The organism is Rhizobium sp. GW821-FHT14E12 (assembly GCF_058803745.1).
Genome location: NZ_JBXAPH010000008.1, coordinates 79,577 through 103,446, shown reverse-complemented (window position 1 = coordinate 103,446; position 23,870 = coordinate 79,577). Strand labels below are relative to the sequence as shown.

At 62.7% G+C, this 23,870-nt stretch carries 26 protein-coding genes; 14 read left to right on the top strand and 12 right to left on the bottom strand.

The genetic code is table 11. The features are described 5' to 3' along the window. Nucleotides 1–30 precede the first annotated feature (30 nt). Nucleotides 31–1,857, top strand: coding sequence for a hypothetical protein (locus AC1RO0_RS24575; RefSeq protein ID WP_498595208.1), 1,827 nt, complete (start codon nucleotides 31–33; stop codon nucleotides 1,855–1,857). Between the two features lie 9 nt (nucleotides 1,858–1,866). Here AC1RO0_RS24575 and AC1RO0_RS24570 read toward each other — a convergent pair whose 3' ends face one another. Then, the gene (locus tag AC1RO0_RS24570; protein ID WP_498595207.1) at nucleotides 1,867–2,097 is read right to left on the bottom strand and encodes a homogentisate export protein; all 231 of its coding nucleotides are present in this window, start codon (nucleotides 2,095–2,097) and stop codon (nucleotides 1,867–1,869) included. Nucleotides 2,098–2,285: 188 nt separating this feature from the next. On the opposite strand from AC1RO0_RS24570, the gene xseA reads away from it, so the two are divergent. The 3 genes from xseA (at nucleotide 2,286) to AC1RO0_RS24555 (ending at nucleotide 5,118) form a co-directional block, all read left to right on the top strand. After that, nucleotides 2,286–3,899 carry an exodeoxyribonuclease VII large subunit gene (xseA, locus tag AC1RO0_RS24565; protein WP_498595206.1) on the top strand — a complete coding sequence of 538 codons (1,614 nt, stop codon included), beginning with the start codon at nucleotides 2,286–2,288 and terminating at the stop codon, nucleotides 3,897–3,899. Further along, the gene (locus AC1RO0_RS24560) at nucleotides 3,899–4,489 is read left to right on the top strand and encodes an NAD(P)H-dependent oxidoreductase (protein ID WP_498595205.1); all 591 of its coding nucleotides are present in this window, start codon (nucleotides 3,899–3,901) and stop codon (nucleotides 4,487–4,489) included. Before xseA ends, AC1RO0_RS24560 begins: the two co-directional genes overlap by 1 nt. A gap of 206 nt (nucleotides 4,490–4,695) precedes the next feature. After that, on the top strand, nucleotides 4,696–5,118 hold the full coding sequence (locus AC1RO0_RS24555; RefSeq protein WP_498595204.1) for a VOC family protein: 423 nt from the start codon (nucleotides 4,696–4,698) through the stop codon (nucleotides 5,116–5,118). Nucleotides 5,119–5,176: 58 nt separating this feature from the next. On the opposite strand, the gene AC1RO0_RS24550 is transcribed toward AC1RO0_RS24555, so the two are convergent. The 6 genes from AC1RO0_RS24550 to AC1RO0_RS24525 all read right to left on the bottom strand — a co-directional run bounded on the left by AC1RO0_RS24550 (nucleotide 5,177) and on the right by AC1RO0_RS24525 (nucleotide 10,908). After that, entirely contained in the window at nucleotides 5,177–6,427 is a 1,251-nt protein-coding gene (locus AC1RO0_RS24550) for an aminopeptidase (protein ID WP_498595203.1), read from the bottom strand. Between the two features lie 94 nt (nucleotides 6,428–6,521). Next, nucleotides 6,522–6,995, bottom strand: a complete 474-nt coding sequence (gene ybaK, locus AC1RO0_RS24545) for a Cys-tRNA(Pro) deacylase (protein ID WP_498595202.1) — start codon at nucleotides 6,993–6,995, stop codon at nucleotides 6,522–6,524. 10 nt (nucleotides 6,996–7,005) lie between these two features. Continuing rightward, nucleotides 7,006–7,362 carry an ArsC family reductase gene (locus tag AC1RO0_RS24540; protein WP_498595201.1) on the bottom strand — a complete coding sequence of 119 codons (357 nt, stop codon included), beginning with the start codon at nucleotides 7,360–7,362 and terminating at the stop codon, nucleotides 7,006–7,008. Between the two features lie 24 nt (nucleotides 7,363–7,386). Continuing rightward, nucleotides 7,387–8,448 (bottom strand): M14 family zinc carboxypeptidase, encoded by a 1,062-nt coding sequence (locus AC1RO0_RS24535; protein ID WP_498595200.1) that lies wholly within the window; start codon nucleotides 8,446–8,448, stop codon nucleotides 7,387–7,389. 112 nt (nucleotides 8,449–8,560) lie between these two features. Next, nucleotides 8,561–9,742 (bottom strand): MFS transporter, encoded by a 1,182-nt coding sequence (locus AC1RO0_RS24530; protein ID WP_498595199.1) that lies wholly within the window; start codon nucleotides 9,740–9,742, stop codon nucleotides 8,561–8,563. Nucleotides 9,743–9,933: 191 nt separating this feature from the next. Continuing rightward, entirely contained in the window at nucleotides 9,934–10,908 is a 975-nt protein-coding gene (locus tag AC1RO0_RS24525; RefSeq protein WP_498595198.1) for a quinone oxidoreductase family protein, read from the bottom strand. A gap of 60 nt (nucleotides 10,909–10,968) precedes the next feature. On the opposite strand from AC1RO0_RS24525, the gene AC1RO0_RS24520 reads away from it, so the two are divergent. Further along, nucleotides 10,969–11,880, top strand: a complete 912-nt coding sequence (locus AC1RO0_RS24520; RefSeq protein WP_498595197.1) for a LysR family transcriptional regulator — start codon at nucleotides 10,969–10,971, stop codon at nucleotides 11,878–11,880. A gap of 91 nt (nucleotides 11,881–11,971) precedes the next feature. Continuing rightward, the gene (locus AC1RO0_RS24515) at nucleotides 11,972–13,630 is read left to right on the top strand and encodes a SulP family inorganic anion transporter (RefSeq protein WP_498595196.1); all 1,659 of its coding nucleotides are present in this window, start codon (nucleotides 11,972–11,974) and stop codon (nucleotides 13,628–13,630) included. Here AC1RO0_RS24515 and AC1RO0_RS24510 read toward each other — a convergent pair. Next, a complete protein-coding gene (locus AC1RO0_RS24510; protein WP_498595195.1) occupies nucleotides 13,609–14,175 on the bottom strand; it encodes a 2'-5' RNA ligase family protein in 567 nt (188 codons plus the stop codon). The genes AC1RO0_RS24515 and AC1RO0_RS24510 overlap by 22 nt on opposite strands. A 231-nt stretch (nucleotides 14,176–14,406) precedes the next feature. On the opposite strand from AC1RO0_RS24510, the gene AC1RO0_RS24505 reads away from it, so the two are divergent. The 5 genes from AC1RO0_RS24505 to AC1RO0_RS24485 all read left to right on the top strand — a co-directional run bounded on the left by AC1RO0_RS24505 (nucleotide 14,407) and on the right by AC1RO0_RS24485 (nucleotide 18,442). Beyond that, nucleotides 14,407–14,973 carry a methylated-DNA--[protein]-cysteine S-methyltransferase gene (locus AC1RO0_RS24505; RefSeq protein WP_498595194.1) on the top strand — a complete coding sequence of 189 codons (567 nt, stop codon included), beginning with the start codon at nucleotides 14,407–14,409 and terminating at the stop codon, nucleotides 14,971–14,973. A gap of 185 nt (nucleotides 14,974–15,158) precedes the next feature. Then, nucleotides 15,159–16,043: a helix-turn-helix domain-containing protein gene (locus tag AC1RO0_RS24500; RefSeq protein WP_498595193.1), complete on the top strand. Its 885-nt coding sequence runs from the start codon at nucleotides 15,159–15,161 to the stop codon at nucleotides 16,041–16,043. A gap of 166 nt (nucleotides 16,044–16,209) precedes the next feature. Then, entirely contained in the window at nucleotides 16,210–16,581 is a 372-nt protein-coding gene (locus AC1RO0_RS24495; RefSeq protein ID WP_498595192.1) for a nuclear transport factor 2 family protein, read from the top strand. A gap of 29 nt (nucleotides 16,582–16,610) precedes the next feature. Continuing rightward, nucleotides 16,611–17,258: a hydrolase gene (locus tag AC1RO0_RS24490; protein ID WP_498595191.1), complete on the top strand. Its 648-nt coding sequence runs from the start codon at nucleotides 16,611–16,613 to the stop codon at nucleotides 17,256–17,258. Nucleotides 17,259–17,260: 2 nt separating this feature from the next. After that, nucleotides 17,261–18,442 carry an amino acid ABC transporter substrate-binding protein gene (locus AC1RO0_RS24485; RefSeq protein WP_498595190.1) on the top strand — a complete coding sequence of 394 codons (1,182 nt, stop codon included), beginning with the start codon at nucleotides 17,261–17,263 and terminating at the stop codon, nucleotides 18,440–18,442. 39 nt (nucleotides 18,443–18,481) lie between these two features. Here the strand turns inward: AC1RO0_RS24485 and AC1RO0_RS24480 are convergent, their stop codons facing one another. Beyond that, on the bottom strand, nucleotides 18,482–19,414 hold the full coding sequence (locus AC1RO0_RS24480) for a LysR family transcriptional regulator (protein WP_498595189.1): 933 nt from the start codon (nucleotides 19,412–19,414) through the stop codon (nucleotides 18,482–18,484). A gap of 98 nt (nucleotides 19,415–19,512) precedes the next feature. On the opposite strand from AC1RO0_RS24480, the gene AC1RO0_RS24475 reads away from it, so the two are divergent. Further along, a complete protein-coding gene (locus AC1RO0_RS24475) occupies nucleotides 19,513–20,310 on the top strand; it encodes an NAD(P)H-dependent oxidoreductase (protein WP_498595188.1) in 798 nt (265 codons plus the stop codon). Nucleotides 20,311–20,344: 34 nt separating this feature from the next. Here AC1RO0_RS24475 and AC1RO0_RS24470 read toward each other — a convergent pair whose 3' ends face one another. After that, nucleotides 20,345–20,776 (bottom strand): winged helix-turn-helix transcriptional regulator, encoded by a 432-nt coding sequence (locus AC1RO0_RS24470; RefSeq protein WP_498595187.1) that lies wholly within the window; start codon nucleotides 20,774–20,776, stop codon nucleotides 20,345–20,347. 90 nt (nucleotides 20,777–20,866) lie between these two features. Between AC1RO0_RS24470 and AC1RO0_RS24465 the strand changes: the two genes are divergently transcribed. Both AC1RO0_RS24465 and AC1RO0_RS24460 read left to right on the top strand, forming a co-directional pair. After that, a complete protein-coding gene (locus AC1RO0_RS24465; protein ID WP_498595186.1) occupies nucleotides 20,867–21,682 on the top strand; it encodes an oxidoreductase in 816 nt (271 codons plus the stop codon). 40 nt (nucleotides 21,683–21,722) lie between these two features. Further along, entirely contained in the window at nucleotides 21,723–22,724 is a 1,002-nt protein-coding gene (locus AC1RO0_RS24460) for an NADP-dependent oxidoreductase (RefSeq protein WP_498595185.1), read from the top strand. A gap of 103 nt (nucleotides 22,725–22,827) precedes the next feature. On the opposite strand, the gene mug is transcribed toward AC1RO0_RS24460, so the two are convergent. Together mug and AC1RO0_RS24450 are read right to left on the bottom strand one after the other, a co-directional pair. Then, nucleotides 22,828–23,394, bottom strand: a complete 567-nt coding sequence (gene mug, locus AC1RO0_RS24455; protein WP_498595184.1) for a G/U mismatch-specific DNA glycosylase — start codon at nucleotides 23,392–23,394, stop codon at nucleotides 22,828–22,830. 67 nt (nucleotides 23,395–23,461) lie between these two features. Further along, nucleotides 23,462–23,833: a YciI family protein gene (locus AC1RO0_RS24450; protein ID WP_498595183.1), complete on the bottom strand. Its 372-nt coding sequence runs from the start codon at nucleotides 23,831–23,833 to the stop codon at nucleotides 23,462–23,464. Between the last annotated feature and the right edge of the window lie 37 nt (nucleotides 23,834–23,870).

Below are 23,870 nucleotides of genomic sequence, written 5' to 3'. Positions count from 1 at the left end.
GATGTCCTTCGAATACGGGGTTTTATCGAGATGGCGCAGACGCTGACAGTAACGCGCGGAGCGGCCGTTACGGCGCAAACGGAAGTACCGTCGCTCTGGTCGCGGCCGAGGCTCGTCGCGCTGATCTACACGCTCTTCACCATCGTCGTGCTGCTGGTCTTCAATCGCCATGCCACCGACTATGTCGGCCCTGACAATGACGACGTTATGCGCCTCGTCGAAGTGCGCGATTTCCTCGGCGGCCAGGGCTGGTTCGACATGATGCAGTACCGCCTCGGCCTTGCTGGCGGCACACTGATGCACTGGTCGCGCTTCATCGATCTGCCGATTGCCAGCCTGATCGCCTTCTTCCGGCTGTTTCTTGCGCCGGAAAGTGCGGAAGCGGCGGCACTCACCGTCTGGCCGCTGATGCTGGTATTGCCGCTGATGGCCTTCATGGGTCTTGCCGGCCGTCGGATCGCCGGTGTTGAGGGCATGCATTTCTCGCTGATCCTGACGACGCTTTTCGTGTTGACGTCGCGCCGCTTCATGCCCGGCTCGATCGATCATGACAATGTGCAGCTCGGCCTCGTCGCGCTCTCCGTCGCCATGCTGGCCGATGAAACCTATCGTCCGCGCAATTTCGCCATCGCCGCCATTGCGCTTGCCATCGCGCTCGGCATCGGCGCGGAGACGACGCCCTTTGTCGCTGTCGCCTGTATGGCGGTCGCCGGCCTATGGGCCTGGGACGGCGAGATCTTCGCGCCCGCCGCCCGTGCCTTCGCCCTGACGCTGACGATCGCCGTCAGCGCCGCCTTCTTCGTGCTGGTGCCGCCGCATCTCTATTCCACGGTGACCTGCGACAACCTCTCGCTCGGCTTCTACAGCATCACCAGCGTCGGCGGTGCCGGCCTGCTGCTGTCGGCGCTGTTTGCCAGCCGCCTGTCGCGGCCGTGGCGCCTGGTGGTGCTGGCGGCCAATGGCGCCGCCGTCTTCGCGACGACCCTGGTGATCGCGCCGCAATGCCTGCGCAATCCGCTCGCCGATCTCGACCCGATGCTGGTGCAGCTCTGGCTGAACAAGGTCAGCGAGGCGCAGTCGATCTTCTCACTGACGCAACACCAGCCAGAAACGCTCGGCGCCTTCTACGTCACCGGCTTGCTGGCGATGATCCTCTGCATCGTCCGCATGTTTCGTGGCGAGTGTGCCCGGCTGCACGCGGTTCTTCTGGCCTTGGTCGCCGTCAACTGGGTCGTCGCGCTGGTGCAGGTGCGCGGTGCCGAGTTTTCCAATCTGCTCGCCATCCCGCCGCTCGCCATCCTGCTGGCGGAGCTTCGCCGCATCTCCGCCGCCGATACGAAGAATGTCCGCGCCGCCTTGTTCTATGTCACTGCCACGCTGCTTTCCGTCCCCGCCGTCTGGGCCGTCGGCGGCGCGCTTGCCAAGAATGGGATCACAAACAGTTTTGCCGCCAATGCCGATGAGACGGGAGACTGCGCTTCAAGGGAAGCCTTCGCGCCGATCGCCGGTCTCGCCCCCGGCGTCGTTTCCGCGCCGTCGAACATGGGCTCGCCCCTCCTGCGCTTCACGCCGCATCGCACGCTCTCGGGTCCCTATCATCGCGATCCCGACGGCATGTTGACCGAGCTGCATATCGGTCTTGCCGAGCCGAAGGAAGCGGAAGCCTTCCTGCGCGGCGCGCATGTGACACTGCTTGCCTTTTGCCCTGGGGATCCGCAGGTGCAGGAAGTTTCAGAGCTGAAGCCGGAAGGGCTCTATGCTCAGCTTGGCAAGGGCCATGTGCCCGCTTATCTGGAGCCGATCCCGGCTGCGGCGAAGTCGGATGTGCGGTTCTTCCGCTTCAAACCGCTGGACTGAAGATGCTGCTTAGGCGCGGCGCTGGTGTTCCAGTACGTCGAGCGTAATGAGGTAGCCGATGAAGCCGAGATTGTAGCCGCCGAGCGCGATGAACAACGTTGTCAGCGGCGGCGGAACCATCGAGATGGCGACGGCTGCCATGAAGGCAACGCTCACCAGGGCCGCGCCCAGGATCGAGACGATCGCCGAGCGCTGCAGGCCGGCGGCAATTCCAATGATCGTGGCGGTTACGAATATCATCGCTCCACCTCCTCTTTACCAAGAACCAGTTTGCACAGAATTACACGGGGATGGCTAAGAAAGGCTTTGTGGATAGGGTTAACGCTTGATGAAGCGCCTACCGCGCCGCACGTCCTATTGGAGGTGCAAAGGACGCAGTCGCACTTTTTGAATCTCCGCATTTTCGGCAAGTTCGGATAAAAGACCGTATGAGCAGCTTCTTTGAGAATGATTCGCCGTCGAATCTTGCGGAATATTCCGTCTCGGAATTGTCCGGGTCGATCAAGCGCACCGTCGAGAGTGCCTTTGATCAGGTGCGCGTGCGCGGCGAAATCTCCGGCTATCGCGGGCCGCATTCCTCGGGCCACGCCTATTTTTCGCTGAAAGACGATCGCGCCCGCATCGATGCGGTGATCTGGAAAGGCACATTCTCCAAGCTGAAATTCCGCCCTGAAGAGGGAATGGAGGTCATCGCCACCGGCAAGGTGACGACCTTCCCCGGCTCGTCGAAATACCAGATCGTCATCGAAACGCTGGAGCCGGCCGGTGCCGGCGCGCTGATGGCTCTGCTCGAGGAGCGCAAGCGCAAGCTTGGCGCCGAGGGCCTGTTCGATGCCGAGCGCAAGCGCCGGCTTCCCTTCATGCCCAAGGTGATCGGCGTTGTGACGTCGCCGACCGGCGCGGTCATCCGCGATATCCTGCACCGTATTTCCGATCGTTTCCCCGTGCATGTGCTGGTCTGGCCGGTCAAAGTGCAGGGAGAGGGCTCTGGCGACGAGGTTGCAAACGCCATTCGTGGCTTCAACGAATTTGCGCCCGGCGGCCCGCTGCCGCGTCCCGATGTGCTGATCGTCGCCCGTGGCGGCGGCAGCCTTGAGGATCTCTGGAGCTTCAACGATGAGGCGGTGGTGCGCGCCGCCGCCGCCAGTGAAATCCCGCTGATCTCCGCCGTCGGCCATGAGACCGACTGGACGCTGATCGACTATGCCGCCGATGTCCGCGCGCCGACGCCGACCGGGGCCGCCGAAATGGCCGTGCCGGTCAAGGTAGATCTGGAAGCGCAGCTCGCAAGCCTTGCCGCCCGTCTGCAGGGAGGCGTGAGCCGGCAAATGGATCAGCGCCGGCAGGCGGTTCGCGCGCTACTGCGTGCACTGCCCTCTCTCGACCAGCTTCTGGCCCTGCCGCGCCGCCGCTTCGACGAGGCGGCTTCCGGCCTCGGGCGCGGGCTTGAGCTGAACACGCTCAACAAACGCCGCACCTTCGAGCGCGCCGCCTCGCATCTGCGGCCCGATGTCCTATCGAACCGCATCGTCGAGCGGCGGCAGATGCTGAGCGAGCGGATGACCCGCGCCGAGCGCACCATCGAGCGGATGATCGACCGCGCCCGCGCCCGCATCGGCCGTGCCGACGCCGTTTTTGCAACGCTTCCCTCGCGCCTGGAGACGCAGACCGGCCGCGCCCGTGATCTGCTCGGAAATCTCTCCCGCCGCACCGATACGGCGATCCGCCATCAGCTTGTGCGGGCGCGCGGTGAGCTGGCGGCGCAGGAGCGCGTGATGCAATCGCTGTCCTACAAGAACGTGCTGAAGCGCGGCTATGCCGTCGTGCGCGACGAGGCCGACCGGCCGGTGTCGCTGGCCGCAGCGCTTGCCACCGGTGCGGCAATCTCGATCGAGTTCGCCGACGGCCGCGTCGGCGCAGTCACCGGAGACAACCCGGTCGCCCCAGCACCGACGGAGCCACCAGCCGGCGCGCCGCAAAAGAAACGCATCGCGAAACCCGCTGGTCCCGTCGATCCGTCGAACCAGGGAAGCCTGTTCTGATGCGCATCCTGCTGGTTCTCGCCCATCCGCTGGAGGATAGTTTTGCCGCGGCGGTGGCGAAAACGGCAAAGGAAACACTCATCGCCGGGGGGCATCAGGTCGATCTGCTCGATCTCTATCGCGAAGGCTTCGATCCGCGCCTGTCCGAGGCCGAGCGGCGCGGTTACTTCGACCAGCCCTACGATACCTCCGGCGTCGGCGATATCGTGGCGAAGCTGCAGGCGGCCGATGGCCTGATACTGGTCTTTCCGCAATGGTGGTTCAATTTTCCGGCCATCCTCAAGGGCTTCTTCGATCGCGCCTTTGCGCCCGGTATCGCTTTCACCCACGATGCCGCCGGTGGCCGTATCGTGCCGAAACTCACCAATATCCGCCTTTTCTGGGCGCTGACGACGACCGGCTCGCCCTGGTGGATCGTCCATCTCTATATGGGTAATCCGGTGCGTCGTCTGATGAAGCGCGGCATTGCCGCCTTCTGCGCCAAGCGGCTCGATTTCCGCATGCTGACTCTGCACGACATGGACCGCGTCAGCGAAGCCGGGCGCCTAGCCCATCTGGCTCGCGTCAAGAAAACCTTGGCTGTTCTCTAAGCCTACATCGTTGAACGTCCTGAACCAGCTGGTGGCCGCCATCTTGATTCCAGTTTTCGAATCGGCGAAACTAGCGCTCGTCTGAAACAGGTTAGGTTGGTGCGGTTGGCCCAATCCCCGCCGAGTGCGGGTCCTTCCACTACTGCGGTAGAGGCCCAAGACCTTTAGCGTCTCGCAATCCCGCGGGGCGAACGAAAGGTTTGGCTATGCAGCAGCAGATTTCAGTTATCACCATCGGTGTTCTCGATCTTGGCCGGTCCAGGCGTTTCTATACGCAGGGGTTCGGATGGACGCCCGTTTTCGAGAACGACGAGATCATTTTCTATCAAATGAACGGCTTCGTGCTCGGCACATTCAAGCTCCCGTCGCTGGAGGCGGATATGGGGCGATCGGGCCTGAAAGTGCCCGGAGCTTTCTCGCTGGCGCACAATGTCCCCGGACGTGAGGACGTCAACACTGTCATGGATCAGTTGGTTGGGGCAGGAGGACACGTCGTTCGGGAGGCTGACGCGCCACCGCATGGCGGCTTTCGTGGGTATGTCGCCGATCCGGACGATCATGCATGGGAAATCGCCTGGAATCCCGCATGGCCGATCGATGAAAACGGCTTGGTTACGTTCAGCCTATGAATGTAGAAAAGCGGGCTTCGGCCCGCTTTTCTTTTACAATCATCTCGTCGATGCCGGCTTACGCCCACTCGCCCTTGCGCATGACCGGCACGCGCGAACCGTTGGCATTGATGCCGTCGATGTCGACCTTGTCGGAGCCGATCATCCAGTCGATGTGGATCAGGCTGGAATTGCCGCCCTGCGCCGTGATCTGCTCCTGGCTCAAGTTCGCTCCGTCAACGAAGCATTTCGAATAGCACTGGCCGAGCGCGATGTGGCAGGAGGCATTTTCGTCGAACAGCGTGTTGTAGAACAGGATGCCGCTGGCCGAGATCGGCGAGGAATGCGGCACCAGCGCCACTTCGCCGAGCCGGCGCGCGCCTTCGTCGGTGTCGAGCACCTTGTTCAGCACTTCCTCGCCACGCGTTGCCTTGGCTTCGACAATGCGGCCGCCTTCGAAGCGAACCTGGATATTGTCGATCAGCGTGCCCTGATGCGACAGCGGCTTGGTCGAGGAGACATGGCCTTCGACGCGCAGCGCATGCGGCGTGGTGAACACCTCTTCCGTCGGAATGTTCGGGTTGCAGGTGATGCCGTTCTTGGCCGTCGAAGCGCCGCCATGCCACTCATGGCCATCGGCAAGGCCGACCTTCAGGTCGGTGCCCGGACCCTGGAAATGCAGCGTCGCGAAGCACTGGCCGTTCATCCATTCGGACCGCTTGCGCAGGTTGGCATTGTGCTCGGCCCAGGCCGCGACCGGATCTTCGACATCGACGCGGGAGGCCGAGAAGATCGCCTTGGCAAGCTTGGCGACGGCAATCGCTTCCGGATCGTCTGGGAAGACCAGCTTGGCCCAGGAAGGGTTAGGGTAGGAGACGATGTTCCAGTTGATGTCGAAATTGGAGATCTTCTCCAGCGCCGGCTTGTAGGCGGCCGAATTGGCACGATTGGCGCGCGCCACCTTGGCCGGGTCCTGGCCGGAGAGCAGCATCGGATTGTCGCCGGAAATGGCGAGCCGCGCGGTATTGTTGGCGAAGGCCTTGCCCATGCCCTCATAGAGCCAGCTCGCCGCGCGATCGAAGCTCTGGTCGTGGCCGTATTCATAGCGGGCGAGCGTGGTTTCCTCGTCTGAGTAAAAGGTGGAGACGAGCCCTGCGCCGGCCTTGTAGGCCTCGCGCGTGATCAACCGCACCAGCGGCATCGCCGCGACCGGCGCGGTGATGAGCAGATCCTGGCCGGCCTGCAGCTGCAACCCGACTTTCACGGCCACTTCGGCAAGCTTTCCCAGCTTAGCGGTATCGACGGGATGATGGTTGGAGGCTGACGTCATGGTAAAACCTGCGTGCTGGGAATCGGAAAACGGTCCTCAGACTTAGACCGGTTTACGGCGAAAATGAAGGCGGTTCGTCTGCTGAAGCGTATGATCAGGCAATCAACGGCGCGGCATTCGCTTTCAGAACCTTGAGCGCGTCCTGCGGACTGAGCTGCACCTGCAGGCCACGCTGGCCGCCGTTGATATAGACGTACGTTTCAGTCATCGCCTGCGCCTCGATCGCCGTTGGCACGATTCTTTTCTGGCCGAAGGGGCTGATGCCACCGACATGATAGCCCGTCAGCCGCTCGGCATCGGCGGGTTTCATCATATTCGCCGATTTGCCGCCGAAAGCGGCTGCGAGCTTCTTCATGCTGACTTCGTGGTCGGAAGGCACGACCACGCAAACTGGCTTGCCATCCACCTCCGCCATCAGCGTCTTCAACACCCGACGCGGCTCCTCGCCCAAAGCTTCCGCTGCCTGCATGCCGACCCGCTCGGCATTCGGATCGTAATCATAGGCGTGAACAGTGAAGGCGACCTTCGCCTGGGTCAGCACTTGCGTGGCGCGGGTGGTTTTGGACATGGTTCAGCCCTTACGCACCGACCTTGAAGGCACCGGCATAAATCTCCGGCTTGAAACCGATCAGCAGTTTTCCGTCCGCTTCCAGCACCGGGCGTTTGATCATCGAAGGTTGGGCCAGCATCAGGGCGATGGCCTTGTCTTTGGTGAGGTCTGCGCGGTCTGCTTCCGACAGAGCCCTGAAAGTGGTGCCGGCGCGGTTGAGCACGATGTCCCAGCCGGCTTCCGCCGTCCAGCGTTCCAGGTGATCCCGGTCGATGCCGACGGCCTTGTAGTCATGGAAATCATAGGCGATGCCGTGGCTCTCGAGCCAGGTCCGCGCCTTCTTCATCGTGTCGCAATTCTTGATGCCGTAAATGGTGATGGTCATATCGGTTCCGTCTCTTGCTCTATCTCAGTCTTCCAGCGTTCCGGGCTTGCGGGCGGCGGCACTTGGCCTGTCACAGCCGATCTTCATCAGGTCGCCACGGCGGCGGACCAGGCGGTCGGAGACGCGGGTGACGATGAGGCCTGCCTGCGGAGCGTGAACGTCGATCGTCCCGTTCGGCATGCCGGGGGCGGTGATGATCGTCACCAGCAGATCGCCTTCCTCGACGCGCTCGCCGATATTGCGATGGAAGAGCACGGTGCCGGCCCGCGGCGCGCGGATCATCTCGACATTGTCGAGCGGCACCGCCGGTCCGGTGAAGGCGGAGAGAGTGACGCTGTCGTCACTGATCGCGCCACGGGCGGCAAGGAAACGCCAGAGCCCTTCGGCATCCTTCCTCGCCATCTCCGGATAGACATCGCGCGTGCCGCGCAACTCGACGGTGACCGACAGCTTGCCCGGCAACTGCGCCTTCTTCTCGCCGGGCACCTCATATTTCCAGGCAAAGCTGACCGCTTCCTCGAAGGCCGAGCTTTCGCCGTCGGATAGCAGCACGGCGTCCATGTCCAGCGCCGCCGCGAGATCGGCGGCCTCCGGCCAGAAGGCATCGTCGATATAGGCATATTGCAGGGACTCATCGTCGCAATGCAGGTCGATCACCAGATCGGCCCCGAGCGCCATATGGATCAGCTGCCGTTTCAACCGGTCGACGGCGGAATAGCGCTCCAGGTTTGCGATCAGCAGATGGCGGTCGTGCAGTGAGATCAGCGGGAAATCGCGGTTGAAATTGGCGCGCGAGCTGAGGTCGAAACGGCCCTGCATCTCGCCGAAATGCGATTGCGCAGCACCGATCGGGTTGGCGTGCGGCACGACGGTGATATCGCTCAGAAGCGCGCCCCCTGCTTCGGCCTGCCGCAGCCGCTCACAAAGGAAATGGGCAAGCGCCGTGCCCGGCAGCTCGCCGGCATGCAGCGCCGCCTGGATATAGATCTTCGGAGCATCCGGCTTGCTGCCTTTGAAATGCAGCACCGGCAGCCGCCATGCGATCCCCGTGGTATCGCCTTCAAGAACGATTTCGGTGATGTTCATGCGCCTGTCTCCTGCTTGTAATCGTCGCAGGTCCATACCAAGCCATGGTCGCTTCGCGCAACGATTATCGGGAAACAGGATCAAAGGCTTCGGTTTCCCGAAGCCTTTGGCTCTATGCGTTGTTTGTCCTGCGCAGCCAGAAGCAGATCGCAAGGCTGAGCAGGACGGCGCCGCCGCCAAGGAAGAAGGGTGCCGTATAGCCGAAGTGATCGGCAAGCACGCCGGCGATCGGACCGGTGCCGCCGAGCGCCACATCGAGGAACATCGAGTAGAGGCCGAGCGCCACGCCGCGATTCTGCGGCGGAATGCGCGCCATCGCCTCGTTGCCGAGTGCCGGGAAGACCGGTGCAAAGCCGGCGCCGGCAAGGGCTGAGCCAATGATCGCGACCGTGGGCGTCGAAGCAAGGGCAATCGTCAGCAGGCCGACTATCTCAAGCACCAGCGAAATACGCGCCAGCGGCAGGCCGCCGAAGCGGGCGACGGCTTGCGCCAATCCGAGGCGGATGCTCATAAAGGCGAGGCCAAAGGCACTCAATGCCAGAGAAGCCCCGTCCCAACCGCGGTTATGGAAAAACAGGGCAACGAAGGCCATGACCACGCCGAAGCCACTGGAGGCGAGCGCCAGCGCCACGCCGTAAGGCAGGATGCGGCTGAGCACCTGACCTGTGCCGATGCCTTTTTCCTTGATGCCGGGCACGGGTGGTCGCGTCTGCGCCAGCATCACACCGGCAATCGCCAGGCCGATCGTCACAGCGCCGATGGCGAAGAAACCATATTGCCCCTCCAGCCAGGCGCCGAAGGGAGCGGCAAGCGCGATGCCGCCATAGGTGGCGATGCCGTTCCAGGAGATGATGCGCACCGTTTCGCGCGATCCCATTAGGCCGATCGCCCAGGTGATCGCCGCCGTGCTGACCAGGCTTTCGCCGATACCGAGCGCCAGGCGTCCGGCAAGCAGCAGCGACAGGCTCGCCGCCGGAATGTCCGTCACAAGCGCCGATGCGAGCGTCAGGGCGCCGCAAAGCCCGTAGGCGAAAAAGCCGAGGAAAACCGAACGGCGCGGGCCATACTGGTCGCACAAGCGTCCGACCTGCGCGCGGCTGACGATGGTCGCCACATATTGCGTGCTGATGGCGATGCCGGCCCAGACGACACCGAAGCCGAGGCCGCTATCGACATGGGTCGGCAGCACGGCAAGCGGCAGGCCAATGGCCAGATAGCCAAAGAAGGTCAGCGCGACGATGGAGATGAGGGTCAGCGCCGAGTTGGACTGGATGGTCTGAGAGGCAGTGTTCACGAGATATCGCCTGCGGGCACCGGCCAGGCGGTGTCCATGCTGTTTGCCACGACGGGTCGGGGGTTATACCGGATGGAAATGGCAGCGATGCCACAACCAATTGGTATCAGGCAAAAGCGGGTCCGGTCAATGGAAGTGCTGCTATGCAGCAAAGACCATTGACGGGATCAGGTGATTGTGTTGCCCGCGCTTCACATCGTCAAAACCACGCTTGCCGTCGTCCGCCCGGCCTCCAGATCGGCATGGGCGATGGCTGCATCCTTGAGCGTATATTCCGCGCCGATCGGATTGATCAGGCCGGCCTGCAACTCCGCCATGAGGATCTCCGCGCCTTGCCGGTAGAGATCGGGATCGTTGGCATAGACCAGCACGCTTGGGCGTGAAAGCGCGATGGCTCGGGGGGCGGTCAATTCCTCGATCTCGATCGGCGGAATGGGGCCGGCCGGCTGTCCGAGGCTGGCGACCATGCCGAAGGGGCGCACGGCGGCGAGCGTCTGCGACAGCATTGCGCCGCCGATGCCGTCTATGGCGAAATGTACGCCCCGGCGGTCGGCGATGCGGCGGGTTTCCTCTACCCAATCCTCGGATGTGTGCAGGAGGACGGTATCGGCGCCGGCCTCATAGGCAAACTCCGCCTTGGCTTCCGAGCCGACGGTGGCGATGACGTTTGCGCCGAGCCGCTTAGCCCAGCGGGTGACGATCTGTCCGACGCCGCCAGCGGCCGCGTGCACCAGGATCCACTCGCCTGGCTGCACAGGATGGACCTTGTGCAGCAGCATCTGGGCGGTAAGCCCGCGTAGCATCGAGCTGCCGGCAAGCCGCTCGCTGACGCCGTCGGGCAGTTTTATCAGCCGGGAGGCGGGCAGGGTACGCATCTCGGTGTAGCTTCCGAGCGGATGACCGACATAGGCAACGCGATCGCCGACCTTCAGGCATTCGACGCCGGCGCCGATCGCATCCACGACACCTGCACCCTCGAAGCCGAGAATGGTCTGGCCGGGTGGCCGTGGGTAAAGACCCGAGCGAATGTAGATATCGACGAAATTGACGCCGGAAATGCTTTGGCGGATACGGGCCTGACCGGGACCCGGTTCGGTGATGGGGAGATCAACGAGCTGCATCGTCTCGGGGCCGCCGGGGCTGTTCATGGCAATGGCTAGGGGCATAGAGGTAGTCTCCTTTCAGACGCAGTTTTGATCACAAAGCCGCGTCTGAATAAATTCGGTATGAGCTCACCATATCTGTGCAATAATGCACAGATGATCGATTGGCAGGACCTTCTTCATTTTGCCTCTCTGGCGCGGACCGGCTCGCTCTCGGCGGCCGCGCGCGAGCTTGGGGTCGATCACGCCACCGTCGGCCGGCGCATCGCCGCGCTGGAGCGCACGCTTGACCTTCGCCTGATCGACCGCCGGCCGCGCACCTCGCCGCTGACGGCCGATGGCCGGGCGATTGCCGAGCTGGTGGTCGGCATGGAGGAGAATGTCGAGGCGATCAGGCGTTATTCGAAGAGCGCCGTCGCCGGTCTGTCCGCCGCCGTCAAGATCAGCGCGCCGCCATCCATCGCCGCCCATCTGATTGCCCCAAAGGCAGTCGGCTTCCGTGCCGAGCATCCCGACATCACGCTGACCATCGCCGGTGTGACAAGACGGGCGGCGCTCGATCATGGAGAAGCCGACATCGCTGTGCGTATGACGCGCCCTGAGGAGAGCGATCTTCTGGTGCGGCGCATTGGCGTCATGCGTTTTGGGCTCTACGCCACGCCTGATATTGCGGAGGCGCCGGAGGAAGACTGGGTCTTCATCGGATATGACGCGGCGCTGGAGCATCTGACGCAGCAGACCTGGCTACGCAGCCTCTTGGTCGGCCGGCCCATCGTCTTCCGCGCGGGCGATATCTTCGGCCAGCTGGAGGCCGCGCGCGCTGGTCTCGGCGTCGTGGCTCTCCCCGCGTTCCTGGGTGACGGCGAGGCGGCTCTCATGCGGTTGTCGACGGCCATCCCGTCGCCGACGCGCGACCTCTGGCTGGTGACCTATCCCGATCTCCGCCGCTCGCCCGCCATCCGGGCGGTGATGGATTTTGTCAGCGAAACGATTGGCAGAAGCTGCCCGCTTCGCGATGCGGACGCGGCCGGCTAGGGCGATGGTTCGCGCCCTTTGTTTTCCTGTTGCAGCTCATTAGCGAATCTCTACACATAGTCGAATGGACGATTTCCATGGTCGGTGATCGATGACGAAGTTGAGTGGCTTGCCCGCAATCAACAAAGCCGATGTCATTGCGGGCATATCGGTGGCCGGCCTGATGCTGCCGGAGGCCGTTGCCTATGCCGGCATTGCCGGCCTGCCGCCGCATCGGGCTATTCTCGCCGGTATCGCCGGCTGTCTGGTCTACGCGATCTTCGGGCGCAGCCGCTTCGCGATCGTCTCGCCGACATCGTCTTCCGCCGCCATTCTGGCGGCCACGCTGGCGATCGTGCCGGGGGACGCGACGGTCAAGGCCGGCCTTGCGACCGTTGCCGTCGCCCTTGCCGGCATTCTCTTCGTCATCGCCGCCGCGCTGCGCCTCGGCGGCATCACCGGCTTCATCTCGCGCCCGGTGCTGCGCGGCTTCGCGCTCGGGCTGGCGATCACCATCATCCTGCATCAGCTGCCGATTCTGGTCGGCGCCTCCGTACAGGGCTCCAATATCTTCAGCTATGCCGCCGCGCTGTTTGCGGCGATCCCGCAATGGAATCCGGTGAGCGTCGCGGTCGGTGTCGTGGCGCTCGCCGCTTTGCTGCTGCTTAAGCGCCTGCCGGGCATTCCCGGCGCTTTCCTCGTGCTGGCCGCCGGCATTCTCAGCTCTTTCGTCTTTGACCTTGCCGGTCATGGCGTAAAGCTTGTCGGGACGATCGAGGTTCTGCCGCAATGGCCGTCGCTGCCCGATGCCGGCTGGGCGGCCTATTCGCGGCTGGCGCAGTTCACCGTGCCGCTGGTGCTCATTCTCTTTGCCGAATCCTGGGGGACGATGCGGGCCTTGGCGCTGCGCTATGGCGATACGCTGGCGGTCAATCGCGAACTGGGCGCGCTCGGCTTTGCCAATATCGCCAGCGCCGTCGTCCAGGGCATGCCGGTCGGCGCCGGTTTTTCCGCCGGCTTCGCCAGCGAGGCAGCGGGCGCGAAAACACGCGCCACGGCGGTCTTCGCCGCTATCGGCCTTGCCATCCTGATTGCCTGCGCCGGACCGCTAGTGGCACGGTTGCCGGAGCCGGTGCTTGCCGCCGTGGTGATCGCGGCGCTCACGCATGCGCTCGACCCCAGCCCGATCCTGCGTCTCAGGCGGCTCCATCGCGACTTCTACGTCGCGCTCGGCGCCACGGCGGGCGTGCTGATTTTCGGGGTCCTCAACGGCATGCTGCTGGCGATCGCACTGTCGCTGGCCGCGATGATGCATCGCCTGGCCTCGCCCTATATCGCCCGGCTCGGACGGCTCGGGAGCAGTCACAATTTCGTTGACCTCAGCCGTCATCAGGAGGCATCGGAAACACCCGGCGTCGCCATCTGGCGCCCCGGCGAGCCGCTGTTCTTCGGCAATGCCGATACGATCTTCGGTGAGATCCTCTCCCTTAGCCGGGGAGAAGCGGGGATCAGGGCTGTCGTCCTTAGCCTCGAGGAGAGCTCCGATCTCGACAGTACCGCGCTCGATGCACTGATGGAGTTCGACGGCGCGATGCGCGTCGCCGGCATCCGCCTGCAATTCGCCCGCGTCCACGACCGGGTTCGCGATCTCATGACAGCGGCCGGCATGGCGAGTGTCGACAGTCGTTGCAGCTTCAGCGTCGACGATGCGATCACGGCGATCGGGCCGGCAGCAAAGAGCAGCGTATCTCAGTCCGATAGCAGCCAGTAGCAGAGATGCTCGTGCCTGGCCTTGCTCTGCAGGCTGTTGACGAGCACGAAATCCCGGACGGTCCATGAAACGGGCCTTTCGAGCGTCACTTCCGGAATGAGATGGCCCTTGTAGAGCAGCGTCATATGCGGCTCGAATTTTCCTCCGTCGTCATTGGCAAACCCGGTGAGCTGCATGGCTTCATCCAACTCCCGACGGAGCGCCTTCAGCTCCGCATTTCCTTCCCTGTTCCAGAGAACCAGCGGGCGATTGTCGCCACCTCCGAAGCTGACGGCCCGGTCAAACTCCACCTGGAAGGACCGCCTCCTGACGGTCGATGCTGCCTGCATCGCCGCAAACGCCGCTTCCTCCGGCAGGCCGCGATAGGAGCCGATTTGGTAAAGCGAGATATGAGACAGATCCGGGCGTCGCGGCTTTGCCGTAAAGCCATGTCGCAGGCGCAGATCGTTCGCCAGGTCGACACTTGCCGAGGCTACGTCCGGATCCGGCAGGATGGCGAAATAAAGAGCCTCCACATGCGTTGGATCGGCTTTGGATTTTCGCATCCGCGATCCCGCTCCGAGATTGAGCGAAAGCTGTCCGTTGTTCCTCATGGGATTGCTTCAAAGCCAAATGGCCCTGCCTTGTCCTGTACGCGAAAATTCGGCGTATCTTAAGGTCGCATAGTTGCAAAATCAAGAACAAAGAGTGAACATATAGCTCACGCAAGAATCGGGTTGAACTTGGCTGTCCGAAGCACGATTCTCATGGCCAAGTGGAAACATGGAGATTCCGCCATGAGCGATGCACAGCAATATTATCTGATCTTCGAAACCGCAGGCGGTTTCTGCGGGATCGCCTGGAACGATATCGGCGTCACGCGCTTTCAGTTGCCGTCGAAAAGCGCCGGCTCGACCGAGCGCTTTCTGCGGCAGCGTCTGCCCGACGATGCCAGGCCGGGCACGCCGTCGCCGGAGGTGACTGACGCCGTCGCCGCCGTGAAGCGCTATTTTGCAGGCGAGGAAATCGACTTTTCCGGCATCAAGCTGGATCTCGGCGAACTGGATAGCTTCTTCGAGCGCGTCTATGCCGCGGCGCGCCAGATCGGATGGGGCCACACGACGACCTATGGCGCGCTGGCCAAACAGCTCGGCGCGGGACCGGAAGCCGCACGCGATGTCGGCCAGGCCATGGCGCGGAACCCTGTGGCGCTGATCATCCCCTGCCATCGCGTGCTTGCCGCCGGCGGCAAGATCGGCGGCTTTTCGGCGCCCGGCGGCTCGACCGCCAAGACCCGCATGCTGGAGCTCGAAGGCGTCCAGCTCGCGCCGCCGAAGCCCGTGCAGCAATCCCTGGGGTTTTAGACGGGGCGAGAAGCTGGGCCGCGTCATGCCGTGCGATAGGAATAGGGTGCGGCTTGGTCTGAGCCTATGAGGCGCATTGGCGAACAGTTCGTCAACGAATTCGAACGCCGGAGCCGTTTAAGGTTTCGGCCTTTTCGGGTACAAAAGGGTCACATGGTTCTTCTCGACGGTCGGAGTGTGCATCTTTGCTGGCCCGCGCAGACGTCTCGGCGTCTTTACCCGAAAACATCCTCAACCTGTCGGTGTCGCAGCGGGTCTGGAACGGTGTGGGTGTCAAACTCAATGAATGGCATTGCTCTGGCAGGGTGGTTCATCAATTCCCTCACGAGACGAAGCCCCGCCTCATCGCTCTGCTTGAAGAGGTCGGCGGCAATCCGTGCGAGCCGCGCCTGCGCGAGACCCAGCCGTGCCCTGTCGGTTATATGCCGAGGCACATGGACTTCGCGCCGGGCGGCATGGAGATGTGGGGTTACAGCGCCGACTGCCGTTTCGTGAAGGACGCAACCCTGACCTTCGATCTCGCGGTGCTAGGCGAAGGGATAGCCACGGAATTCGATGCAGATGCTGCGTCCGCGCCGCGTCTGCGCTTTTCCGATGATCGTATCTGGACCCTGATCAAGCTGCTCTCGGACGCGGTGAACGATCCCGACCCGTCGTCGCAGCTCTATGGCGATGGGCTGACCACTGCGATCGCAGCGCGGCTCTTTGCCGATCCACTGCCGCCTGGCGCTGATGGCAAGGGCCTTGCCGCCTGGCAGCTTCGGCGTGTTGTGGAGTATCTGAACGAGCATCTGCCCGAGCGCGTCGACCTCGCGCATCTGGCGGCGCTGGCGAGCCTCTCGCAGGCGCATTTCAGCCGGGCGTTCAAGGCATCGACCGGGATGGCGCCCTATCGCTGGCAGCTCGACGCGCGCATCCGTCGCGCGCAGGCGCAGCTGATCGGCACGCGCGCGTCCCTCGATCAGGTGGCCGAGGCAAACGGCTTTGCCGATGCCGTGCATTTCGGGAGGACGTTCCGGAAACTTACCGGAGCGACGCCGGCGGCGTGGCGGCGCGATCGGACAAATTGATCGTGATCCCGTAGCGGATTCGGACTGAAAACCGCAGAATCGAACAGTGCATTCCACAAGATGGCGGAGCAATAATCCCTCGACCGGACAGGCGAAAGAGGACGCTTCGCGCATTTCACGACGCTTGCCACCTCGACGCCTCGATCGGGACAAGTGGAGAATGATCATGGAATCTATCGATTATAACGGCCGGATGCAGGCGAACCTCATCCGGGTGTTCGGCGAGCGTGAAGCCGGGCGGCGCGTGGCGGCGATCCGCGAGCTCTACGCGGAAGATGCCGTGCTTTACGAGCCGGATGCTGCGGCGACCGGGCATATCGCCATCAACGAGGCGGTGACGGCACTGTTGTCGAGCCTGCCGCCAAACTTCGCCTTCACTGCGATCGGTCCTGCCGTCGGTCATCATGGCGTCGGCCGGCTGCGCTGGCAGTCCGGACCGCCGAACGGCCCCGTGGCCGTGACGGGAACCGATGTCGCTCATTTCGAGGGCGGCAAAATCCGGACCCTCCACGTCTTCATCGACCCCGCCGGCGCCTGACGCGTCGCCTGCATATTCAAGGAGTTACCATGCCCAAGACCGGCCTCGAAGCGCTGCTTCGCCCCGAGGACAGCATCCTCGTGCTCATCGACCATCAGCCCTACCAGTTCACCAATCTGAACAGCCATGACCCGGCGACGATCGTCAACAACGTCATCGGCCTTGCCAAGACGGCGAAGGTCTTCGACGTGCCGACGATCCTGACCACGGTGATCGAGGAGCGTGGCGGCTACATTATCAAAGGGCTTCAGGACGTCTTTCCGGACCAGAAGCCGATCGACCGCACTTTCATCAACACCTGGGAAGACCCGAAGGTGACCGATATCGTCAAGAGGAGTGGGCGCAAGCAGCTCGTGCTGGCCGCGCTCTACACCGAGATCTGCCTCGCCATGCCGGCGATCCAGGCACTTGCCGAGGGATATGACGTCTTCATCGTTACCGACGCATCGGGCGGCGTCACGCTGGAAGCCCATGACATGGCCGTGCGCCGCATGGTGGCCGCCGGCGCGGTGCCGATCACCTGGATGGCTGTGCTCGGCGAATGGCAGCGCGATTGGGCGCGCGAAGAGACGGCGACCGGCGTTGAGGGCGTCGTTCTCGAACATGGTGGGGCGAGCGGCGTCGCCCTGGCCTGGGAGCTGCAGCTTCTCGCCGGGCGCACCGCAACGGGCATCTGATCATGTCCTCCTCGCCCGCGCCGATCCGTATCGGCTACTGCCTGTCGCTGACCGGTCCCGTCGCGGGCAATAGCCTGTCGGCGCGGCTCGCTCATGAGATTTGGCGCGATGATATCAACAACAGGGGCGGGCTGCTCGGCCGCCCCGTCGAACTCGTCTGCTACGACGATCAGGCCGACGCCTCGCGCGTTCCCGGTCTCTACGAACGGCTGATGGACGAAGACAAGGTCGATATCGTCATCGGCGGCTACGGTACCAACACCCTGTTGCCGGCAATGCCGTCAATCATCGAGCGGCAGCGCTTTTTCGTCGGTTTGATGGGGCTCGGCGTCAACAACACGCTCGCTTATCCGAATTATTTCGCCATGATCCCGACCGGGCCGGATCCGAACGCGGCACTCACCGAAGGCTTCTTCGAGCTTGCCGCCGCGCAGACCCCGCGACCCGAAACCGTGGCGCTCCTGTCGGCGGGCGCCGAATTTTCCAAGAATCCCATTCTTGGCGCCAAGGCCAATGCGGATAAATACGGCTTCCGGATTGTCCATGAAGCTACCTATCCGCTGGCGACCGAGAATTTCACGCCGGTCATCGATGCTGTTGCCGTGAGCGGTTGCGACCTGCTGTTCCTCTGTTCCTATCTCAACGACTCGGTCGGCCTCGTGCGCGCCATCCATGCTCACCCGTTCCGCCCGAAGATGGTCGGCGCCGGCATGATCGGTCCGCAGAACACCGCGGTGAAAACCGTACTCGGCCCGCTGCTCAACGGCTTCGTCAATTACGAATATTGGGTGCCGGTCCCCAAGATGATGTTCCCCGGGGTTCGGGCGTTTCTGGATAATTATCAGGCGCGCGTCGCCGCCGGCGTCGATCCGCTCGGGCATTATATGGCGCCGCTCGCCTATGCGCAGATGCAGGTGGTCGCTGAGGCCGTCGAGGCGACGGGCGGACTTGATGACACCCGCCTATCAGCCTTCGCGCGCGACGCGACCTTCGACACGGTCATGGGCGAGGTGAAATTCGGCAAGAATGGTGAATGGGTACATCCGCGTGTCCTGCAGGTTCAGTTTCAGGGGATCGTTGGCCACGGGGCTGATCAGTTCAAGGATGGCTCAAGGCAGGCCGTGGTCTCTCCGAACATGATGGCCTCGGGAGAATTGATCTTTCCCTATGCGGAAGCATTGTGAGCTGATCAGTCCCACGGGCAGTGAAGAAAATATCGTTCGCTAACGCTCCGGTCGCGACTGCTCGATGCCCGGCATATCGGCGATCTGCTCCGCGAGAAAGTCGATCAGCAGCCGGACCCGGGCAATTCCCGCCCGCTCGGGAACGATCAGCATGCTGAGCGGAACCGGTGGCAGTGCATAGTCCGGCAGAATTGCCACGAGCCGGCCGTTCGTCAGGAGGTCATCGACGAGCCAGTGATGGGTGGGGGCGATGCCGCGTCCCGCGACGAGGGCCTCGCGTGCCGCAAGTCCATGGTCGACCCGGAACCGTCCGCCGAAGGGCACCAGATGGCGATTGCCATCCGGGCCTTCCAGAACGAGCGTATCGCTGCCCGCTATGTTCGACATCCGGATGCCCTCATGACCGGACAAATCCTGTGGGACGACAGGTGTTCCCCGCGCCGCCAGATAGGCAGGTGCGACGGCCAGCAGGCGGCGGCTCTGACCAAGGGCTCGCAGCTTCATCGAGCTGTCGGTAAGCGGACCGAGGCGCAACGCGATATCGACGCCTTCCTCGACGAGGTCGATACGCTCGTCGGTGAGGCTGAGATCGACCGCGATCTCGGGATAGCGGTCCTGGAAGGCAAAGATCAGCCGGCTGGCGTGCAGGACGCCGAAGGCGGCCGTGCAGGATATGCGGATCGTGCCAGCCGGCGCCCCGCGCGTGCTGCGCGCCTCATCGCCGGCCTGTTCGACAAGCCGCAGGATCTGGATGCTGTCGGCATAATAGCGGCTGCCCTCATCGGTCATGGTGACGCGTCGGGTGGTGCGCGAAAGCAGGGGCACGCCCACAGCCTCCTCAAGCTCCCGCAGATGCCGTGTCACGGTCGACTGGCCTATTGCGAGCTCGCGCGCCACCGCGGACAGGCTGCCGCGCTCGGCCACGCGGACGAAGGTTCGCATGCGCTCCAGCGTGACATCGGATTTATCCATTTTTCGGCACAATCTTATCCATTGCCTAGATATAGCGGATCACTCCGGTGCTGACTACTTTGTGGGTCAATCTTCCATCACACAGGGATCGCTGCCCCATGAAAGTTCTGCTTGTCTTTGCTCATCCCGAACCGCGCTCGCTCAACGGCGCGCTGCGCGACGTCGCCATCAAGGAGCTGGAAGCCCAGGGCCATGAGGTGCGGGTTTCGGATCTCTATGCCGATGACTGGAAATCCGAGATCGATCGTGATGATTTTCCCTCGCTGGCGCCGGACGCACGCCTTATAGCGGTCGCGGCATCCAAAAATGCCTTTGATGCCGACACGTTGACCGACGATGTCAAAGCCGAGATCGAGAAGCTTCTGTGGGCGGATACGCTGATCCTGCAATTCCCTCTCTGGTGGTTCTCCATGCCGGCCATTCTGAAGGGCTGGGTCGAGCGGGTCTTTGCCTACGGCTTCGCCTATGGCGTCGGTGAGCACAGCGATCAGCGTTGGGGGGACCGCTACGGGGAAGGAACGCTTGCCGGCAAGCGCGCCATGCTGATCGTCACGGCCGGCGGCTGGGAGGCGCATTACTCATCGCGCGGGGTCAACGGACCAATCGACGACCTGCTCTTCCCGATCAATCACGGCATCCTCTATTATCCTGGCTATGACGTGCTGCCGCCCTTCGTGACCTACAGCGTCGATCGTCTCGATGAAGCCGGCTTCGGGTCCGTTGCCGAAGGCCTGCGCGAGCGGATGAGGACACTCGGCTCCACGCCGCCCATTCCCTATCGGCAACAGAATGGCGGCGATTATCTGATCCCGAGCATGCAGCTCCGCCCGGAGTTGGGTGAGGCCGCCGCGACCGGTTTCGCGCTGCATTTGAAAGATGAGATAGCGGCCGATTAGCCGGAAGGCCGCTCTTTCGTCGGGTTGGTGCGGTTCACTCGGGCATAACGATGCGGATCGGGCGGGTTCCGATCGGAGCACCGGTCGCGCGATCGATGGTGACAGGATCGATCTCGTCTCCGGTCTCTGCGTCGAAGAACCGGGTGACACCGTCTGCGTTGCGGTGTTTTCGCCCCCAGGCGCCGATCGCGAACAAGACCGGCAGGAAGTCCAGGCCCGCTTCGGTCAGCACGTATTCATCGCGCGGCGGCCGCTCCGAGTAGCGCCGTTTCTCCAGCAATCCATCCTCGGTCAGCGCCGCAAGCCGTCGGGTGAGGATGGTCGGAGCGATGCTGAGGCTCTTGCGGAATTCATCGAAGCGGGTGAGCCCGGTATGGGCATCCCGCAGGATCAGCATACTCCATGCATCCCCCACCAAAGCGAGGCTGCGGGCGATCAGGCATGGTTGGTCTGAAAGATTCTGCATGTTAGTATCTTTTTGATAGTGACTTAGTTTCGAAATGATAGTAACTTAGTTTTCATCGATGTTCCACGACAAAAATGAAAGCTGAGAGAAATGAGTAATAAAGAACGCGGCGTCGCCCTGGTCACAGGCGCTTCCTCCGGCATTGGGCTGGCAACGGCACGAGCACTGCGGCGCAATGGCTACCGGGTGTTCGGAACCAGCCGCAAGCCGATGGCCGATACATCGGATGGCGTAGTAATGCTGGTCTGCGACGTCACCGATGACAGGTCCGTGCAGAATGTGGTCGATGATGTCGTCAGCCGCGCGGGACGGATCGATCTTCTCGTCAACAATGCCGGGATCGGGCTGCTCGGTGGTGCCGAGGAGTCCTCCGCCGCACAGGCAAAGGCTCTATTCGACGTCAATGTCTTCGGTGTCGTGCGCCTGACGAATGCTGTTCTGCCTGTCATGAGACGCCAGCGAAAGGGCCGGATCATCAACCTGAGCTCCATCCTCGGGCTCATCCCGGCCCCGTTCAACGCTCTCTATGCGTCGACCAAGCACGCCATCGAGGGCTATTCGGAATCGCTCGACCATGAGGTGCGGACGCAAGGCATCCGCGTTGTGCTCGTAGAACCCGGCGTTACCCGCACGGCTTTCGAGGAAAATCTCACGCGACCGGATCAGCCGCTTCCCGTGTATGATACTGTCCGTGCCGACGCCGAGACGCTGATGCGTGAGATCGTCGAGACCGGGGATGCCCCCGAGATCGTTGCCGACATGGTGGTCAAGGCGGCCAATGCAACCGCACCGAAACGGCGGTACACTGCAGGAAAGGCGGCGGGCCAGGTCCGCTTCATACGCCGCTTCCTGCCGGAGTCGTTCGTCGACAAAAATCTCCGGAAATTCAACAGGCTTCCCGCCTGAGCCGCTAGCGCCGCAATCTTAGGAAACGAGAGTTGTTATCATGAAGGCATTTCTGATCGATCGCTATGCGAAGGGCGCAGCTCTGCGCCTTGGCGAAGTCCCCGAGCCAGCATTGCGGGAAAACGACGTCCTGATCCAGATCCATGCCACCAGCGTCAACCCGCTGGATGGCAAGATCAGGGACGGCGAGTTCAAACTCATCCTGCCATACCGCCTGCCGCTGATCCTAGGCAATGATGCAGCGGGTGTCGTGGTCCGGGTCGGCTCCAAGGTCCGGCGCTTCAAGCCGGGTGACGAAGTCTATGCGCGTCCGGCCAAGGACCGCATCGGCACCTTCGCGGAGTTCATCGCGATGAACGAGGCCGATGTGGCGGCAAAACCGAAGACCCTGACGATGGAAGAGGCGGCATCGATGCCGCTCGTTGCGCTGACCGCCTGGCAGGCGCTTGTCGAGCGGGCAAAGCTGAAGAAGGGGCAGAAGGTTCTGATCCATGCCGGCTCGGGCGGCGTCGGGGCGATCGCCATCCAGCTCGCCAAACATATCGGCGCGACCGTGGCGACGACCACGAGCACCGCCAATGTCGATCTCGTCAGAGGCCTCGGAGCGGATGTCGTCGTCGACTACAAGAAGGACGATTTCGAAAATGTCCTGCAGGGCTATGACGTCGTGCTGAACAGTGTTGGCAAGGATACGCTGGAGAAATCAGTGCGCGTTCTGAAGCCGGGCGGGAAGCTCATCTCGATCTCCGGTCCGCCGGATCCGGAGTTTGCCAGGGAAAACGGTTCCGGCTGGCTGCTTCAGCAGGTCATGCGTCTGTTGAGCTTCGGTATCCGCAGGAAATCGAAACGTCAGGGCGTCAGCTATTCGTTTCTCTTCATGAAGCCGAGTGGCGAACAGCTCGGGCAGATCGCCGCGCTAATCGAGGCAGGAGCCATACGCCCCGTCATCGATCGGGTGTTTCCGTTCGAGAAGACCAACGACGCCTTGGCTTACGTCGAGACCGGTCGCGCCAAGGGCAAGGTCGTGATCGCGGTGAAGTGAGGCATACTGAAACTCCAAGTTCCGGGACTTCGCTTTGAAGACCCGGAACGTCTCACCGCTAGTCCGGTGAGCCGGCGGCGTGGGGTAGGGCGGTTCCTTGCGGCTATTCGACAGGGATCGCCGCCCGGTCAACCGCCAATTTCATCTCGTGATAATGTTCCGTCAATCTCGTCAGATCAAATGCCCTGTTGAGTCCGCTCGGATTTGGAAGCACCCAGATTGAAGCGCCCGCGAATTCGTCCGGCTGCCTGCCCCATTCGACATGCGCTCGAAGGCTGATCGCCGCATAGGCCGCCTTGCCTAGAAATGCCAGATTCCCCGGCGCAAGCTTTCTGATCTTGTCTTCCAGCGCAGGAGCGGCGGTGATGTAATCGCGCTTCTTGAGCTCGCTGGCGCTCTTCGTGGGACGCGAGACCGCCGATGTCAGGCCCAAGCCATATCGCAGCATCTCGCGTTCTTCCTCCGCCCGCAGCAGGCGAGGGGTAAATCCGGCAAGATGCAGGACGCGCCAAAAGCGGTTGCTTCGGTTCGAGAAGTTGTGGCCGTCTAGATGAGCGGAAAGGGCAGGGTTCAAGCCGCAGAAGACCACGGAAAGGCGAGGGGCAAGAATTTCCGCTAGCCCGGCCGCCTGCGCTGCGATTTCGGATTGCTCATCCATGTCGGCGGCCATGGCATTCTCCTGCATATCAAATGTCCCTGCGACAGCGAGGGCGCATTCCATTATCTTCGGCGCCAGATTATTGGCGCAAATCGGCCATCTCGTATAGCGGCCGAATTTCGATCTCGCTCGGTCCCGGCATGGGATTGGGGCAGCGCTTCACCCAGGCGACCGCCTCGTCCATGTCCTTGACCTCCCAGAGCCAGAAGCCGGCAACCAGCTCGCGGGCCTCGGTGAAAGGCCCGTCGATGACAGTACGGCCCGGACCATCGAAGGCAATGCGCTTGCCATGCGACGAGGGTTTGAGGCCATCGGCGGCAACCAGGATGCCGGCATTGCGAAGCTCATCGTTAAATCTGCCCATTGCCGCCATCATCTCCATGGTTTCGGGCGTGGGGACAAACCCCTTTTCGCTGTCGTCGGTAGCCTTCACCAGAACCATCACACGCATCGTCTGTCTCCTTGTTTGAACCGGCCTTATCGGCCTC

Excerpts from the sequence above, each read along its gene's own strand:
- AC1RO0_RS24555 (WP_498595204.1), top strand. The coding sequence starts at position 4,696 with ATGCAGCAGCAGATTTCAGTTATCACCATCGGTGTTCTCGATCTTGGC.
- AC1RO0_RS24490 (WP_498595191.1), top strand. The coding sequence starts at position 16,611 with ATGCCCAAGACCGGCCTCGAAGCGCTGCTTCGCCCCGAGGACAGCATC.
- AC1RO0_RS24465 (WP_498595186.1), top strand. The coding sequence starts at position 20,867 with ATGAGTAATAAAGAACGCGGCGTCGCCCTGGTCACAGGCGCTTCCTCC.
- AC1RO0_RS24570 (WP_498595207.1), bottom strand. The coding sequence starts at position 2,097 with ATGATATTCGTAACCGCCACGATCATTGGAATTGCCGCCGGCCTGCAG.
- AC1RO0_RS24495 (WP_498595192.1), top strand. The coding sequence starts at position 16,210 with ATGGAATCTATCGATTATAACGGCCGGATGCAGGCGAACCTCATCCGG.
- ybaK (WP_498595202.1), bottom strand. The coding sequence starts at position 6,995 with ATGTCCAAAACCACCCGCGCCACGCAAGTGCTGACCCAGGCGAAGGTC.
- AC1RO0_RS24535 (WP_498595200.1), bottom strand. The coding sequence starts at position 8,448 with ATGAACATCACCGAAATCGTTCTTGAAGGCGATACCACGGGGATCGCA.
- AC1RO0_RS24460 (WP_498595185.1), top strand. The coding sequence starts at position 21,723 with ATGAAGGCATTTCTGATCGATCGCTATGCGAAGGGCGCAGCTCTGCGC.
- AC1RO0_RS24510 (WP_498595195.1), bottom strand. The coding sequence starts at position 14,175 with ATGCGAAAATCCAAAGCCGATCCAACGCATGTGGAGGCTCTTTATTTC.
- AC1RO0_RS24475 (WP_498595188.1), top strand. The coding sequence starts at position 19,513 with ATGAAAGTTCTGCTTGTCTTTGCTCATCCCGAACCGCGCTCGCTCAAC.
- AC1RO0_RS24520 (WP_498595197.1), top strand. The coding sequence starts at position 10,969 with ATGAGCTCACCATATCTGTGCAATAATGCACAGATGATCGATTGGCAG.
- AC1RO0_RS24480 (WP_498595189.1), bottom strand. The coding sequence starts at position 19,414 with ATGGATAAATCCGATGTCACGCTGGAGCGCATGCGAACCTTCGTCCGC.
- AC1RO0_RS24525 (WP_498595198.1), bottom strand. The coding sequence starts at position 10,908 with ATGCCCCTAGCCATTGCCATGAACAGCCCCGGCGGCCCCGAGACGATG.
- AC1RO0_RS24515 (WP_498595196.1), top strand. The coding sequence starts at position 11,972 with ATGACGAAGTTGAGTGGCTTGCCCGCAATCAACAAAGCCGATGTCATT.
- AC1RO0_RS24575 (WP_498595208.1), top strand. The coding sequence starts at position 31 with ATGGCGCAGACGCTGACAGTAACGCGCGGAGCGGCCGTTACGGCGCAA.
- xseA (WP_498595206.1), top strand. The coding sequence starts at position 2,286 with ATGAGCAGCTTCTTTGAGAATGATTCGCCGTCGAATCTTGCGGAATAT.
- AC1RO0_RS24470 (WP_498595187.1), bottom strand. The coding sequence starts at position 20,776 with ATGCAGAATCTTTCAGACCAACCATGCCTGATCGCCCGCAGCCTCGCT.
- AC1RO0_RS24505 (WP_498595194.1), top strand. The coding sequence starts at position 14,407 with ATGAGCGATGCACAGCAATATTATCTGATCTTCGAAACCGCAGGCGGT.
- AC1RO0_RS24450 (WP_498595183.1), bottom strand. The coding sequence starts at position 23,833 with ATGCGTGTGATGGTTCTGGTGAAGGCTACCGACGACAGCGAAAAGGGG.
- mug (WP_498595184.1), bottom strand. The coding sequence starts at position 23,394 with ATGGCCGCCGACATGGATGAGCAATCCGAAATCGCAGCGCAGGCGGCC.
- AC1RO0_RS24540 (WP_498595201.1), bottom strand. The coding sequence starts at position 7,362 with ATGACCATCACCATTTACGGCATCAAGAATTGCGACACGATGAAGAAG.
- AC1RO0_RS24485 (WP_498595190.1), top strand. The coding sequence starts at position 17,261 with ATGTCCTCCTCGCCCGCGCCGATCCGTATCGGCTACTGCCTGTCGCTG.
- AC1RO0_RS24550 (WP_498595203.1), bottom strand. The coding sequence starts at position 6,427 with ATGACGTCAGCCTCCAACCATCATCCCGTCGATACCGCTAAGCTGGGA.
- AC1RO0_RS24560 (WP_498595205.1), top strand. The coding sequence starts at position 3,899 with ATGCGCATCCTGCTGGTTCTCGCCCATCCGCTGGAGGATAGTTTTGCC.